Here is a 14,097-nt window from a genome sequence, read left to right on the forward strand (position 1 = left end):
CCCTCCCGGCTCCGGGGGTCACACCCCCCTGCTGACGGAGCTCATGTTGAAGTCCGGGATGCGCAGCGTGGGCATCACGGCCCGGTTGAAGTACTTGATGTGGTCACGCGGCAGGGTGCGTTCGGTGCCGCCCGCCTCGGTGGCCCGGGACAGCAGGCTCACCGGGGACTCGTTGAACCGGAAGTTGTTGACCTCGCCCACCACCTCGCCCCGCTCCACCAGCAGCACGCCGTCCCGGGTCAGCCCGGTCACCAGCAGCGACGCCGGGTCCACCGCGCGGATGTACCACAGGGAGGTCAGCAGCAGGGCGGGCCCGTCGTGCCCGCTCGAGGCGATCAGCTCCGCCGTGGAGCGGGTGCCGCCCGCGTCCAGGACCAGGTTGTCGGGGCCGGGAGCGACCGGCAGGCCGGTCAGGGCCGCGCTGTGCCGGGTGGTGACCAGCCGCTCCAGTACGCCGTCCCGGATCCAGTCCGTGGCGCCCAGCGGCAGGCCGTTGTCGAAGACCGACCGGGCGGCGTCCGAGCCGCGGGTGAGGACGAACGGCGCGCACTCCACCCCGGCCGCCGAGGGATCGCTCCGCAGCGTCAGGGGCAGCTCCGACAGCTTCTCGCCCACCCTCGTGCCGCCGCCCGGCGAGGAGAAGACCGTACGGCCCTCGGCGGCGCCCCGCGCATCGGACCGCGCCAGCTGGTGGACGAGCAGATCCGCCACCGCATGCGGCGGCAGCAGCGTCTCGTACCGCCCGGCGGGCAGCTCGGTCCGGCGGCGGGCCCAGGCCAGCCGCCCGGCCAGTTCGGCGTCCAGCGCCACCGGGTCCACCTCCGTGAAGTCACGGGTGGCCCGGGCCGTCCAGGTGGAGCCGCCGCTCGCCGGGGACTTGGCGTTCAGCTCCACCCGGCCGGTGGGCTGGTCGTGGCGCAGCCGCAGCCCGGCCGAGGTGCCCAGATAGCTGGAGACCACCTCATGGTGGGCGAAGCCGTACAGTTCGCGGCCCGCCGAACGGGCCCGCGCCAAGGACTCGCCGAGCGCGGGGGCGAAGCCGTCGAAGACGGCGGCGGAGGTCTCGGCGGGCTCCTCGGTGAAGTCGGGGGACCGGGGCAGGCCCGTCACCAGCGGCTGGGCGTCCTCGGCCGGGCCGGCGGCGCGGGCGGTGGCCTCGGCGGCCCGTACCAGCGACTCCAGTTCCCCGGCCGTGACGGCCGAGCGCATCACGACCCCGCAGGCGGTGCCCGCCGCGCCGTGCACGGTCGCGATCACGGTGACCGTACGGCCCCGGGTGACCCCGTTGGTGGTCGGCGTGTTGCCCGCCCAGCGCAGATTGGCCGTGGACCGCTCATCGACGATCACCACACAGCCGTCGCTCCGGGAGAGGGACAGCGCCCGCTCGACGATCTCCTGCGGAGTGTCCTGACGGCTGCTCATCGACCGGCCTCCCGCGCGGTGTTGAGGACGTTGACGCTCCGGAAGAGCGCGGCGGGGCAGCCGTGCGAGACGGCGGCGATCTGGCCGGGCTGGGCCTTGCCGCAGTTGAACGCGCCGCCCAGGACGTATGTCTGCGGGCCGCCCACGGCGGTCATCGAGCCCCAGAAGTCGGTGGTGGTCGCCTGGTAGGCGACATCCCGCAGCTGCCCGGCCAGCCGGCCGCCGCGGATCGCGTACGCCCGCTGCTGGGTGAACTGGAAGTTGTACCGCTGCTGGTCGATCGACCACGACCGGTTGCCGACCAGATAGAGGCCGTGCTCCACCCCCGAGATCAGCTCGTCGGTCGACGGCCCGCCCGGCGCGGGGCGCAGCGATACGTTCGCCATCCGCTGCACGGGCAGGTGCGAGGGGGAGTCGGCGTACGCACAGCCGTTGGACCGCCCGAGGCCGGCGAGCCTGGCGATCCGCCGGTCCAGCTGGTAGCCGGTGAAGACGCCGTCCTTGATCAGGTCCCAGGACTGGGCGGCCACGCCCTCGTCGTCGTACCCGACGGTCGCCAGGCCGTGCTCGGCGGTCCGGTCGCCGGTCACATTCATCAGCGGCGAGCCGTACCGGAGGGTCCCCAGCAGGTCCGGGGTCGCGAAGGAGGTGCCCGCGTAGGCGGCCTCATGGCCGAGGGCCCGGTCCAGTTCGGTGGCGTGGCCGATCGACTCATGGATCGTCAGCCAGAGATTGGACGGATCGATCACCAGGTCGTATGAGCCCGGCCGCACGCTCGGCGCGCGCAGCTTCTCCGCCAGCAGCGACGGCAGCTCGGCCAGCTCGGCGTCCCAGTCCCAGCCGGTGCCGGTCAGATACTCCCAGCCCCGGCCGGCCGGCGGCGCGAGGGTGCGCATCGAGTCGAACTCGCCGGTCACCGGGTGCACGGCCACCGCGGTGAGCTGCGGGTGCAGCCGGATGCGCTGCTGGGTGGTGGTGGTGCCCGCCGAGTCCGCATAGAACTTGTTCTCCTGCACCGTCAGCAGTGAGGCGTCCACATGCGAGACGCCGTCGGCGGCCAGCAGCCGTGCGCTCCGGTCGGCGAGCAGGGCGGTCTTGTCCGCGGCGGGGATGTCGAAGGGATTGACGTCATATGCGGAGATCCAGGTCCGCTCCCCGTGCACCGGCTCGTCGGCCAGCTCCACCGGCTCGGCGGACCCGGACGCCGCGATCACCTTGGCGGACAGCTTCGCCATCGCGACGGCCTGCGAGGCCACCCGCGCGGCGGCGTCCGCCGCCGGGACCGTACCGGAGGCGAACCCCCAGGCCCCGCCGTGCACCACGCGCACCGCGTAGCCGAGGTCGGTGGCATCGGTGGAACCGGAGAGCCGGGCGTCGCGCAGCTGCCAGGAGGCGCTGCGCACCCGCTCGAAGCGGAAGTCGGCATGGCTCGCACCCAGGGAGCGAGCCCGGGCGAGGGCCGCGTCGGCGAGCGGCCGCAGGGGCAGGGCGAGGAATGACGCGTCGATGGAATGGGGCACGGGACCTCCCGGTGGTCGTCGCCGTGCATCCTGCCCAGGCGGCGGCCCGCGCAGCGGGGGCGGTCCAGGGCTGTTATGTAGAGATCCAACAGTGACCGTCCACCGCCCCTGTCATGGACCGATTGTCTCTCGGGCGACCTCTACCGATACGTTCGTGTAGTTCAGCTCCACCCACGGATTCGCAAAATGGAAGGGTGATCCTTTGAGCCGCTCGGTTCTCGTCACCGGAGGAAACCGGGGCATCGGCCTCGCCATCGCCCGCGCCTTCGCCGAGGCGGGCGACAAGGTCGCCATCACCTACCGCTCGGGCGAGCCGCCCGCGGGCTTCTTGGCGGTGAAGTGCGACATCACCGACCCCGAGCAGGTCGAGCAGGCGTACAAGGAGATCGAGGAGAAGCAGGGCGCGGTCGAGGTGCTGGTCGCCAACGCCGGCGTCACCCGCGACCAGTTGCTGCTGCGCATGTCGGAAGAGGACTTCACCTCGGTGGTGGAGACCAACCTCACCGGCACCTTCCGGATCGTCAAGCGCGCCTCCAGGGCCATGCTGCGCGCCCGCAAGGGCCGGGTGGTGCTGATCTCCTCCGTGGTGGGTCTGCTGGGCTCGGCGGGCCAGTCCAACTACGCCGCTTCCAAGGCGGGGTTGGTCGGTTTCGCCCGCTCGCTCGCCCGTGAGCTGGGCTCTCGCAACATCACCGTCAATGTTGTCGCGCCGGGCTTCGTGGACACGGACATGACGCGGGTGCTCACCGACGAGCAGCGCGCGAACATCGTGCAGCAGGTGCCGCTGGCCCGCTACGCACAGCCCGAGGAGATCGCCGCCTCGGTCCGCTTCCTCGCCTCCGACGAGGCCGCATACATCACCGGAGCCGTCATTCCCGTCGACGGCGGATTGGGCATGGGTCACTGAACGTCATGAGTGGAATCCTCGCAGGCAAGCGCATCCTGGTCACCGGCGTCCTCACCGAGGCGTCGATCGCCTTCCAGGCCGCCAAGGTCGCCCAGAACGAGGGCGCCGAGGTCATCCTGACCGGCTTCGGCCGGCTCTCCCTGGTGGAGCGCATCGCCAAGCGGCTGCCCGAGCCGGCTCCCGTCATCGAGCTGGACGCCACCAACCAGGAGCAGCTGGACGGTCTGGCGGACAAGGTGCGCGAGCACCTCGGCGAGGGCGCCGGTCTCGACGGCATCGTGCACTCGATCGCCTTCGGCCCGCAGGGCGCCTTCAACTTCCTGGAGGCCGCCTGGGAGGACGTCTCCACGGCCGTCCAGGTCTCGGCGTACTCCTACAAGTCACTGGCCATGGCCTGCCTGCCGCTGATGCCGCAGGGCGGCGCCATCGTGGGCCTGACCTTCGACGCGCAGATCGCCTGGCCGAAGTACGACTGGATGGGCGTGGCCAAGGCGGCCCTCGAGAGCACCAACCGCTACCTGGCCCGTGACCTCGGTCCCAAGGGCATCCGGTGCAACCTGGTCTCGGCCGGCCCGCTCAAGTCGATGGCCGCCAAGTCCATCCCGGGCTTCGAGGAGCTCGCGGACGTCTGGAACCACCGCGCCCCGATCGGCTGGGACCTGGCCGACCCGGAGCCGGCCGGCCGTGGCGTCGTCGGCATGCTGTCGGACTTCTTCCCGCGCACCACGGGCGAGATCGTGCATGTCGACGGTGGCGTCCACATGATGGGCGCCTGAGGACACCGGGCCTGCCGAGGGCCGTGGGGCACAGTGCCCCACGGCCCTCGGCCGTTCCCGAGTCGTGGACGCGGCCGCCCGCCCGCACACTGGTGAGGACCGGGATCTTCCCGAGCGCACCCGGGGGAGGAGGTACGGGCGTGACAACCCCTTCCCTACCCTTCCGGCGCGCGGCCGCCCTCCTGCTCAGCGCCGCCGCGCTGGCCGGATCCGCCGCCCCGGCCGCCCTCGCCGCCGCCGGGGAGCCGCTCGAGGCCGAGTGCCACACCCGGGTACGTGGCTCCCACGCCACCGCCGACTGCTACAACGGCAATGCCTACCCCGACCGTGTCCAACTGCACGTCCAGTGCGCCCGCTGGTGGGATCCGGCCATGGACACCGCCCCGGTCACGGTGGGCCCGGCCCGCCATGTCGCGCTGGCCGAACGCTGCTGGCTGAAGATCCGCAATGCCTGGCTGACCCACGCTCCCCGGTGACGGCCGGGGCCCCTATCCGCCGTCTATCCGCCGTCCATGGGGCGGCAGCTGTAGGGGTGCGCACTCGCCTCCGCCCCGGCCGCCGCGGCATCGCCGGCCCGGATCGCGGCGACCAGCCGGGCGTGGTCGCTCAGCTCCCTGGGGCGCGGCTCCGCGGTGATGTCCGCGTGCAGGAAGCCCCGCACCACGGTGCCCAGGTCCGCGTACAGCTCGGTCAGCACTTCGTTGTGGGCGGCGGCGACGACCGCGGTGTGAAAGATCACATCCGCCTCCACGAAGCGTTTCGGGTCGCCCGTCCGCCAGGCGTCCGCGCGGCGCTCCAGCAGCGTTTCGAGCTGCCGGAGGTCCTGTGCCGTGCGCCGCCGCGCGGCCAGCGCCGCGGCCTTGGTCTCCAGCGCGCTGCGCAGCTCCACCACATGCAGCGGGTCGGCGTGCGCGAAGCGGCGGTTCATCACTCCGGCCAGCTCGCTGGTGGCGACCACATAGGTGCCCGAGCCCTGCCGGATGTCCAGCAGACCGTTGTGGGCGAGGGCGCGGACGGCCTCGCGGACGGTGTTGCGGGCCACCCCCAGCTGCTCGACCAGCTCCGGCTCGGTGGGAATGCGGGCGCCGACGGGCCACTCGCCGGAGGTGATCTGGTTGCGCAGCTGGGCGATCACCTGGTCCACCAGCGGGGTACGGCGGGGGGAGGTCAACGGCATAATTCATTCATCCCATGATTCGGTGATTGCGTATATGGTACGTGACCATGGCCGACGAGCAATCACCCGTGACAGCCCGCGCCGCGGGGACGTCCCGCGCCGGCGCCCCGCAAGCCGGATCCGCCTCGCCCTGGCGGCGCCGGGCCCTTGCCGCCTGCCTGGTCATCGCGGCCCTCAACCTCCGGCCCACCGTCACCAGCCTGGGCGCGCTCCTGAAGGAGGCCCGCGACGGCCTGGGCATGAGCGGCACCGTCGCCGGGCTGCTCACCTCCATCCCCGCACTGTGCTTCGCGCTCCTCGGACCGGCCGCGCCCCGGCTGGCCCGCCGCTGGGGACCGGCCGCGGTGGTCTGCGCGGGCCTGACGGCGATCGCCACCGGTCTCGTCCTGCGGCCGCTCATGGGCGGCACGGTCGGCTTCCTGCTCCTCAGCGCCCTCGCGCTGGCCGGCATAGCCGTCGGCAATGTGCTGATGCCCGTGGTCGTCAAGCGCTGGTTCCCCGACCGGGTCGGCCCGATGACCGGCCTGTACTCCATGGCCGTCGCCGGGGGCGCCGCCATCGCCTCGGCCTCCACCGTGCCCCTGACCGATGCGCTGGACGGCAGCTGGCGGCTCGGCCTCGGCGCGTGGGCGGCGCTCGCCGCCGCGGCCGCGCTGCCCTGGCTGTTCGTCGCCCGCCGTCGCACCGAACGTCCGGACGACCCGGCCACCGCCTCCCAGGACACGTCCGTCACCCGCATCACCCGCAGCCCCACCGCCTGGGCGCTGGCCGTCTTCTTCGGCATCCAGGCCAGCGGCGCCTATGTGGTGATGGGCTGGATGCCGCAGATCTTCCGGGACGGCGGAGTGCCTGCCTCCACCGCCGGAGTGCTGGCGGCGGTGACCATGGTGGTGGGCGTCCCGCTCTCCCTGCTCCTGCCGCGCATCGCGGCCCGGATGCGCCACCAGGGCCCGCTGGTCCTGCTCCTGGTCGCCTTCGGGCTCGCCGGATACGCCGGGCTCTGGCTGGCCCCGGCCGCCGGGGCCTGGGCCTGGGCGCTGCTGCTCGGCGTCGCCAACAGCTCATTCCCGCTGGCGCTGACGATGATCGGGATGCGGGCCCGGACCGGCGCGGGCGTGGTGCGGCTGTCCGCGTTCGCCCAGAGCCTCGGCTACCTCCTCTCCATCCCCGGCCCGGTGCTGGTGGGCAGGCTCTCCCAGCAGACCGGCGGCTGGGGGCTGCCGATCGCCCTGATGGCGGCCCTGATGGTGCCTCAGGCGGTGGCGGGTGTGCTGGCCGGCCGGGACCGCGTCATCGAGGACGAAATCGGACCCGCGGCTCCGGCCCGTGCATAGGGATGGGACACTGGCGCCATGCCCGTCCTCGAACCGAATCCCAAGAATGGCCAGAAGGCCCTGCTCACCATCCTCGGCACGATGTTCGGCATCACCGTCGTCATCGGGATCATCGCGACGATCGCCTCGCGCTGACCCGCCGCGACAGCCTGATCCACCGCGACGGCCGCCCCCTCGGCGTCCTCCCGGCGGCGCATGGTGGTGCAGGCCCCACCATCCCCTAGGGGGCGAGCCTCAGGGGTAAGTGGGTGGCTTACCGGATGGGAGAACAAGGCCCTGCTCCGTAGGTTTTTGAGTGCACCGCGATGGCGTGGTGCACCGAACCGCTCGGAGACCACCTCGAAGGAGAGTGGGCCATGCCTGCCGGCACGCAGACCCGCACCCCCGACACCCCGCAGATCCGGCTGCCGTGGTGGGCCGTGGCACTGCCCGCCGTCGCCTTTGTGGCGCTCTTCATCCTGCTGGCCACCCCCGCGTCGGCCGATGCGCGGAACACCGGCGGCGGTCTCTCCGCCTCCCATGCCATCGAGCTGGTGCGGCACTCCGTCGGGCAGTGGCTGCCGTGAGCGGTGCCACCCGGCGGGGCGAGCCTGTCAACACCCCGCGCCACGCGGCTGGTTTCATGCGAAGCTGGACGGCATGAGCGTCGAAACGCCCCGCAGGATCGTCCTTCTCCGGCACGCCAAAGCCGAATGGTCCGACGTTGACGACCATGAGCGCCCCCTCGCGGACCGCGGCCGCAAGGACGCACCCGTCGCCGGCCGCTGGCTGGCCGGTTCCGGCATCGCTCCCGAACTGGTCCTCTGCTCGACGGCCGCCCGTACCCGCGAGACCTGGAAGCTCGCGGTGCACGAGCTGCCGCAGCGCCCCCGCACGGTCTATGAGGAGCAGCTGTACGAGGCCTCGCTCGGCGAGCTGATGGCACTGGTCAACGAGGTCTCCGACGAGGTGGACGACCTGCTTGTCGTCGGGCACAACCCCGGTATGCACGCCCTCGCCGACGCCCTGGCCGGCGAGGCCGAGGGCGATCTCCTGCCCCGGATGAACCGCTCCGGATTCCCCACCTCGGCAATCGCGGTCATCACCTTCAACGGCTCCTGGAAGGCCGTCGAGCACGGAGTCGGCCGACTGGCCGCCTTCTGGAGCCCCCACGAGTAAGCGGTCTTGGGGAAGTAGCGGTCTTGGGGAAGTGGGGTGCGGAGCGGGGGGCACGGCCCGCGCCCCCGCTCCGGTCGCTCGTGCCCCGTTCACTCGTGGGTGTTGGCCGCCTCGACTTCCTCGCGAGTGACCCCCAGCAGATACAGCACGGTGTCCAGGAACGGCACATTCACGGCGGTGTGTGCGGCCTCCCGCACCACCGGCTTGGCATTGAACGCCACCCCCAGGCCCGCCGCATTGAGCATGTCCAGATCGTTGGCGCCGTCGCCGACCGCCACCGTCTGGGCGAGCGGCACCCCTGCCTGAGCCGCGAACCGGCGCAGCAGCCGGGCCTTGCCCGCCCGGTCCACTATCTCCCCGGTGACCCGCCCGGTCAGCCGGCCGTCGACGATCTCGAGCGTATTGGCCGAGGCGAAATCCAGGCCGAGCCGCTCCCGCAGATCGTCCGTGACCTGGGTGAACCCACCGGAGACCACACCCACCTGAAAGCCGAGCCGCTTCAGGGTGCGGATCAGGGTCCGGGCGCCCGGTGTGAGCCGTACCTCCGAGCGGACCTTGTCCACGACCGATTCGTCCAGCCCGGCCAGCAGCGCCACCCGGGCGTGCAGCGACTGCTCGAAGTCCAGCTCACCGCGCATCGCCCGGGCGGTGACCTCGGCGACCTCGGCCGCACAGCCCGCATGCGCCGCGAACAGCTCGATGACCTCGTCCTGGATCAGCGTCGAGTCGACATCCATCACGACCAGGCGCTGCGCCCGCCGCTGGAGTCCGGCCGCCACGACCGCCACATCCACCCCCAGCTTGGCGGCCTCGGTGGCCAGGGCGGTGCGCAGGGTCTCCGTCTCCACGCCGGAGACCGCGAACTCCACCGCGGTCACCGGGTACTTGGCGAGCCGGAAGATGCGGTCGATGTTGCCGCCGGTCCCGGTGATCCGGGCCGCGATGGCCGCCGTGGACTCGGCGGTCAACGGGTGCCCCAGCACGGTGACATGCGAACGTCCGGTGCCACGCGGCCGGTTGTCGCCCAGGCCGGAGATGATCTCGGTCTGCAGATGCATCGACTCGGCCCAGCTGTGCACGGTCTTCCGCAGTCCGCCCTCCGCCGGACCGCCCCCGGCGGGCGCGGTGACCAGTACGCACAGGGTGATCCGGCCCCGGGTGACGATCTGCTCGATGTCGATCACATCGACGGCATAGGCGGCGAGAGTGTCGAAGAGCCCGGCGGTGATGCCCGGCCGGTCCTTCCCGAAGATCTTGACGAGGAGGGTGGGGACATCGTCACCGGCGACGGCGGTGGCAGGCGGGGTCTGCGATGCGCTCATGGTTCTTCTACCGTATCCGGTGCCCGATCGCCGCCCGCAGGGGGAGCGGCGCCCCGGCGCACTGTTCACCGGGCGGCTACCGGTGCGGCGGCTCCTCGTCCCGTCCCGGCCATCCCCGGTGCGGCGGGGTCCGGTAGGGGCCGTCGGCCGGGGGGCGCAGATAGGGGTTGGTCTCGTCCCGGGCGGGCCGGTGGGGCGCCGAGGGGCCGTAGGGGCCGGGCTCCCCGACCGGTGCCGGCGGGGCGAGGGGGCGGCCGGTGCCGTGCGCCAGGGGAGAGGCCCGGCGGCCCGCCGCGCCCGTCGCCCGGGCCAGCAGCCCGCCGACCGCTCCCGCGCCCAGTCCCCACAGCGCTCCCAGCGCCAGTGCCACGGGCGCGTTCCCGTGCAGATCCAGCCCGGCGTCCACGGCGTCCACCCCGAGGACGGCCAGGCTCGCGTCGGCCTTCACCCGGGTCGCCAGCACCAGCAGCGGCAGGGTCAGCGCCGTGGCCGCGCCCAGTGACAGCGCGCAGCGCGCGGTGAAGGCCGCGACCCCCAGCCCGGAGCGTGGCGTACGGACCGCGGTGAGAACCCCCGCCAGCAGCATCAGGAGTACGCACGCCACGGTCAGCAGCCACACCCAGGGCTCGAGCGTGGCGAGCCGGCCGACCGTCACCGGCTCGTCGGCCTTGGCGTTCAGCAGGGTGTCGAGCGGGTCGGGCAGCATCTGCAGCAGCGAGCCGCTCGCCGTGCCGCGCCAGGGGACGAAGAGGCCGAGCGGCACCCCCAGCCACACGCCGTTGGGCGCTCCGAGCAGTGCCGCGCCCGTCACCCGCCCGGGGTGGTCGTCTCCGGCCGCCGCGACGGCCGCGGCCGCCCAGCCCGCCCCGACCGCCAGCACCAGGACGGTGCACAGCGCCGAGACGGCCGGGCGCACGCCCCGGTGCAGGGCGGCCCAGCCGGGGGGCAGCGGGGACCGGCGCGCGGCGAGCACCGTGAGCAGCAGCACCGCGAGCACCCACACCGCGCCGCCCAGCAGCGAAGGCCCGGTCCGCAGGGTGAGGCCGACCGTGGCCTTGGTGCGGGCGAGCCCGGCGAGCCCGTCCGCCAGGCCGCCGCCGATGTCGCCGATGACCCCGAGCCCGGAGCCGCTGCCTCCGCCGAGGCCCAGGCTCTTGCCGTCGAAGGTGATGCCGGACGACCCCGCCCAGCAGAGCCCGCCGAGGACCAGCAGGAAGAGCGCGGCCACCGCGGCCGCCCGGGCGGCGAGTTCGGGGCCGCGGATGGTGAGCCCGGCGGTCCGCAGCGAGCGGGCGAAGACCCAGCCGAGGAACAGCGCCCCGACCAGGCTCACTCCCAGTGGCGCGAGGTCGATGGTGGTGTGCGCCCCCGCGCCCTTGAGGCCGAATGCTTCCACCGCTCCCGAGGGGCTGACGGAGCCGCCGACCGCGAGGACGATCAGCGCGGCGGCCATCGGGCCGAGCGAGCCCGCCCCATCCGCGCCGAGCAGATGCAGGCCGAGCGCGGCGACCGCGGCCATGGCGAGGAAGGACCAGCTCACCGCCGCTATCGCGGCGAGCAGCAGATCGGCGCCGCGTGCCGTGCGGCTGCCACTGGCGACGGTCATCACGCCCCCCGATCCACACCAATGGCCCGGATCCACGCAATCCGCGTATTTCCCTGGGCAGTTACCACTGTCCGGTGAGGGTCCGGCTCCGTCAACCGCGCCTGCTGCCGGAGCGTGGCAAGCCCGGGTTTCGATCGGGCGACTGCGCCTGAAATAGTTCCTCCCGATGTTCGCCATCCCTAGACTCCCTGACAGCAGGGGGTACACCGGGGGACAAGTAGTGGGGCATGGAGTGCCTGAACTCGTATTGGAATTGAATGGACAGACCTGGGCGCTGGACCCGTCCAGGTCGTACACCCTCGGGCGTGATCCGCAGGGTGATGTGGTGCTGGAGGACGCCAGGGTCTCGTGGCGGCACGCCACCATCCGCTGGGGCGGGCACAGTTGGGTCATCGAGGACCAGAACAGCACCAATGGCACCTATGCCCAGGGGCAGCGCGTTCACCAGCTGGAGATCGGCCCCGGCTCGGCCGTGCACCTGGGCAATGCGACGGACGGCCCGCGGCTGAACCTGACCGTCGGCGCGCCGAGCGCGGACCTCTACGGCGCGCAGACCGCGCTGGCCGCACCGCACGGACCGGGGCAGCACACCGGGCAGCCACCGCAGCACCAGCAGCCGGGCCAGGGCTGGGCGTGGCAGTCGCCGCAGGCCCAGCAGCCCCAGCAGCAGGGCGCCTGGCAGCAGCAGCCGTACATCCCGCGGCAGGCGGCGGCCCAGGCGGACCCGGCGCACGCCCCGGAGCGTTCGCAGCACACGCCCGGCGGTGCGGACGGCGCTCCGCCGGCCTACGGAGACCACCGCAACCCGACCAGCTTCCACCAGATGGCGGTCGGCCGGGTGATGCGCATCGGCCGCGCCCTGGAGAACGAGCTGGTCGTCGCCGACCTCCAGGTCTCCCGCCACCACGCGGAGTTCCGGGCCACCCATGACGGCCGCTTTGAGATCGTCGACCTGGGCAGCCACAACGGCACCTATGTCAACGGCCAGCCGGTCAGCCGGCAGGTCATCGGCCCCAACGACATCGTCGGTGTGGGTCACTCCACCTTCCGCCTGGTCGGCGACCGCCTGGAGGAGTTCGTCGACACCGGCGACGTCTCCTTCTCGGCCCGCCATCTGACCGTGACGGTCGACGGCGGCAAGCAGATCCTCAAGGATGTCTCCTTCGGCGTCCCGGAGAAGTCCCTGATCGCGGTCATCGGCCCCTCGGGTTCCGGCAAGTCCACCCTGCTGAAGGCCCTCACCGGCTACCGTCCGGCCAACCAGGGCGACGTCCTCTACGACAACCGCAACCTCTACAAGCAGTTCGCCGAGCTCCGGCAGCGCATCGGCCTGGTGCCGCAGGACGACATCCTGCACAAGGAGCTCACCGTCCGTAAGGCGCTGCGGTACGCGGCCCGGCTCCGCTTCCCCGGCGACACCGCCCCCGCCGAGCGGGAGGCCCGGATCGGCGAGGTGCTGCGCGAGCTCAAGCTCGATGTGCACCGGGACAAGAAGGTCACCTCGCTCTCCGGCGGGCAGCGCAAGCGGGTCTCGGTGGCGCTGGAGCTGCTGACCAAGCCGTCGCTGATCTTCCTGGACGAGCCGACCTCCGGCCTCGACCCGGGCATGGACCGCGATGTGATGCAGCTGCTGCGCGGCCTGGCGGACGACGGCCGTACGGTCCTGGTGGTCACCCACTCGGTGGCCGAGCTGGCGCTCTGCGACAAGCTGCTGGTCATGGCGCCCGGCGGCTCGGTCGCCTACTTCGGCCCGCCCGAGGAGGCGCTCAACTTCTTCGGCTACGACAGCTGGGCGGATGTCTTCTCCGCCTTTGAGAACTACCGCGACTACGACTGGGCGGGCCGCTGGCGCGGCTCACAGCACTACCAGATGTACGCGGCGGACATCGACGCCGTCGCGCCGCAGTCCGTGCATGTACAGCCGCAGCTGGTGCGCCCGCCCAAGGCGCAGAGCTGGGGCTCCCAGCTGTGGACGCTGATGCGCCGCTATGTCTCGGTGATCGCCTCCGACCGCGGCTTCGTGGGGCTGATGCTCTTCCTGCCTGCCGTGCTCGGCGGGGTGAGCTGTGTCATCCCCTCCGACTTCGGGCTCGGGGCGCCGACCAAGGGGCACTTCAACCAGGACGCCGGCACCATCATGCTGATCCTCGCGGTCGGCATGTGCTTCTCCGGCGCCGCCAACTCCGTACGTGAACTGATCAAGGAGCGGGTGATCTACGAACGGGAGCGGGCCGTCGGCCTGTCCCGTTCCGCCTATCTGATGTCAAAGGTGATCGTCCTTGGTGCGATCACCGCCGTGCAGGGCGTCATCATCTGCGCCATCGGCTTTTCGGTGCGCAAGCTCCCGACCGAGGGCCTGATCCTCAAGAGCCTCCCGGCCGCCGAGATCTGCCTGGTGATCATCGCGCTCGGGTTCACCTCGATGATGATCGGCCTGGTGATCTCCGCCCTGGTGAAGACCGCCGAGAAGACCATGCCGCTGCTGGTCATGTTCGCGATCGTCCAGGTGGTCTTCACCGGCATCATGTTCAAGATCTACGACTCGCCGGGCATCGAGCAGTTCGCCTGGCTGATGCCGTCCCGCTGGGCAGTCGCCGGCGCCGGCACCACGCTGGACCTCTCCCACGTCATGGCGCCGATGGACAAGGGCAACCCCAAGAACCTCGACCCGCTCTGGGCGCACACCGCGAGCCAGTGGGGCATGGACCTGGTGGTGCTCATCGCGCTGGGCGTTGCCTGCGGATTCGCGGTCGCACGTTTGCTGCGCCGTCATGAGCCGGAGGTCATGCGCAAGTAGCCGTGCCCCCTGCCATGGGACAAGGGCGGGGGGGGGGGGGGGGGGGGGGGGGGGGGGGGGGGGGGGGGGGGGGGGGGG

Annotated in this window: 13 protein-coding genes; 8 read left to right on the plus strand and 5 right to left on the minus strand. The window is 72.2% G+C overall.

Annotation, left to right across the window (positions count from 1 at the left end; translation table 11 throughout):
* Positions 1-18: 18 nt before the first annotated feature.
* Entirely contained in the window at positions 19-1,422 is a 1,404-nt protein-coding gene (locus ABCR83_RS28275) for a metallopeptidase TldD-related protein (RefSeq protein WP_462698053.1), read from the minus strand.
* Positions 1,419-2,942 (minus strand): TldD/PmbA family protein, encoded by a 1,524-nt coding sequence (locus ABCR83_RS28280; protein ID WP_462698054.1) that lies wholly within the window; start codon positions 2,940-2,942, stop codon positions 1,419-1,421. Before ABCR83_RS28280 ends, ABCR83_RS28275 begins: the two co-directional genes overlap by 4 nt.
* 202 nt (positions 2,943-3,144) lie before the next feature.
* On the opposite strand from ABCR83_RS28280, the gene fabG reads away from it, so the two are divergent.
* The 3 genes from fabG (at position 3,145) to ABCR83_RS28295 (ending at position 5,101) form a co-directional block, all read left to right on the plus strand.
* A complete protein-coding gene (gene fabG / locus ABCR83_RS28285) occupies positions 3,145-3,849 on the plus strand; it encodes a 3-oxoacyl-[acyl-carrier-protein] reductase (protein WP_462698055.1) in 705 nt (234 codons plus the stop codon).
* Between the two features lie 5 nt (positions 3,850-3,854).
* Entirely contained in the window at positions 3,855-4,625 is a 771-nt protein-coding gene (gene fabI / locus ABCR83_RS28290; RefSeq protein ID WP_462698056.1) for an enoyl-ACP reductase FabI, read from the plus strand.
* A gap of 140 nt (positions 4,626-4,765) precedes the next feature.
* Complete coding sequence (locus tag ABCR83_RS28295) at positions 4,766-5,101, plus strand: hypothetical protein (protein ID WP_462698057.1); 336 nt, start codon at positions 4,766-4,768, stop codon at positions 5,099-5,101.
* 23 nt (positions 5,102-5,124) lie between these two features.
* Here the strand turns inward: ABCR83_RS28295 and ABCR83_RS28300 are convergent, their stop codons facing one another.
* Positions 5,125-5,802, minus strand: coding sequence for a FadR/GntR family transcriptional regulator (locus ABCR83_RS28300; RefSeq protein ID WP_462698058.1), 678 nt, complete (start codon positions 5,800-5,802; stop codon positions 5,125-5,127).
* 47 nt (positions 5,803-5,849) lie between these two features.
* Here ABCR83_RS28300 and ABCR83_RS28305 point away from each other — a divergent pair, with 47 nt between their 5' ends.
* From ABCR83_RS28305 to ABCR83_RS28320, 4 genes are all read left to right on the plus strand, one after another.
* On the plus strand, positions 5,850-7,136 hold the full coding sequence (locus ABCR83_RS28305; protein WP_462698059.1) for an MFS transporter: 1,287 nt from the start codon (positions 5,850-5,852) through the stop codon (positions 7,134-7,136).
* A gap of 18 nt (positions 7,137-7,154) precedes the next feature.
* Positions 7,155-7,271, plus strand: a complete 117-nt coding sequence (locus ABCR83_RS28310) for an SGM_5486 family transporter-associated protein (RefSeq protein WP_462698060.1) — start codon at positions 7,155-7,157, stop codon at positions 7,269-7,271.
* A gap of 221 nt (positions 7,272-7,492) precedes the next feature.
* Complete coding sequence (locus ABCR83_RS28315; RefSeq protein WP_462698061.1) at positions 7,493-7,702, plus strand: hypothetical protein; 210 nt, start codon at positions 7,493-7,495, stop codon at positions 7,700-7,702.
* Positions 7,703-7,775: 73 nt separating this feature from the next.
* Positions 7,776-8,294 carry a SixA phosphatase family protein gene (locus ABCR83_RS28320; RefSeq protein ID WP_462698062.1) on the plus strand — a complete coding sequence of 173 codons (519 nt, stop codon included), beginning with the start codon at positions 7,776-7,778 and terminating at the stop codon, positions 8,292-8,294.
* A gap of 89 nt (positions 8,295-8,383) precedes the next feature.
* Here the strand turns inward: ABCR83_RS28320 and serB are convergent, their stop codons facing one another.
* Both serB and ABCR83_RS28330 read right to left on the minus strand, forming a co-directional pair.
* Positions 8,384-9,616 (minus strand): phosphoserine phosphatase SerB, encoded by a 1,233-nt coding sequence (gene serB / locus ABCR83_RS28325; protein ID WP_462698063.1) that lies wholly within the window; start codon positions 9,614-9,616, stop codon positions 8,384-8,386.
* A gap of 76 nt (positions 9,617-9,692) precedes the next feature.
* Positions 9,693-11,222: a streptophobe family protein gene (locus ABCR83_RS28330; RefSeq protein WP_462698064.1), complete on the minus strand. Its 1,530-nt coding sequence runs from the start codon at positions 11,220-11,222 to the stop codon at positions 9,693-9,695.
* 220 nt (positions 11,223-11,442) lie between these two features.
* Here ABCR83_RS28330 and ABCR83_RS28335 point away from each other — a divergent pair, with 220 nt between their 5' ends.
* Positions 11,443-14,019 carry an ABC transporter ATP-binding protein/permease gene (locus ABCR83_RS28335; protein ID WP_462698065.1) on the plus strand — a complete coding sequence of 859 codons (2,577 nt, stop codon included), beginning with the start codon at positions 11,443-11,445 and terminating at the stop codon, positions 14,017-14,019.
* Positions 14,020-14,097 lie beyond the last annotated feature (78 nt).

The organism is Streptomyces xingningensis, from assembly GCF_054957865.1.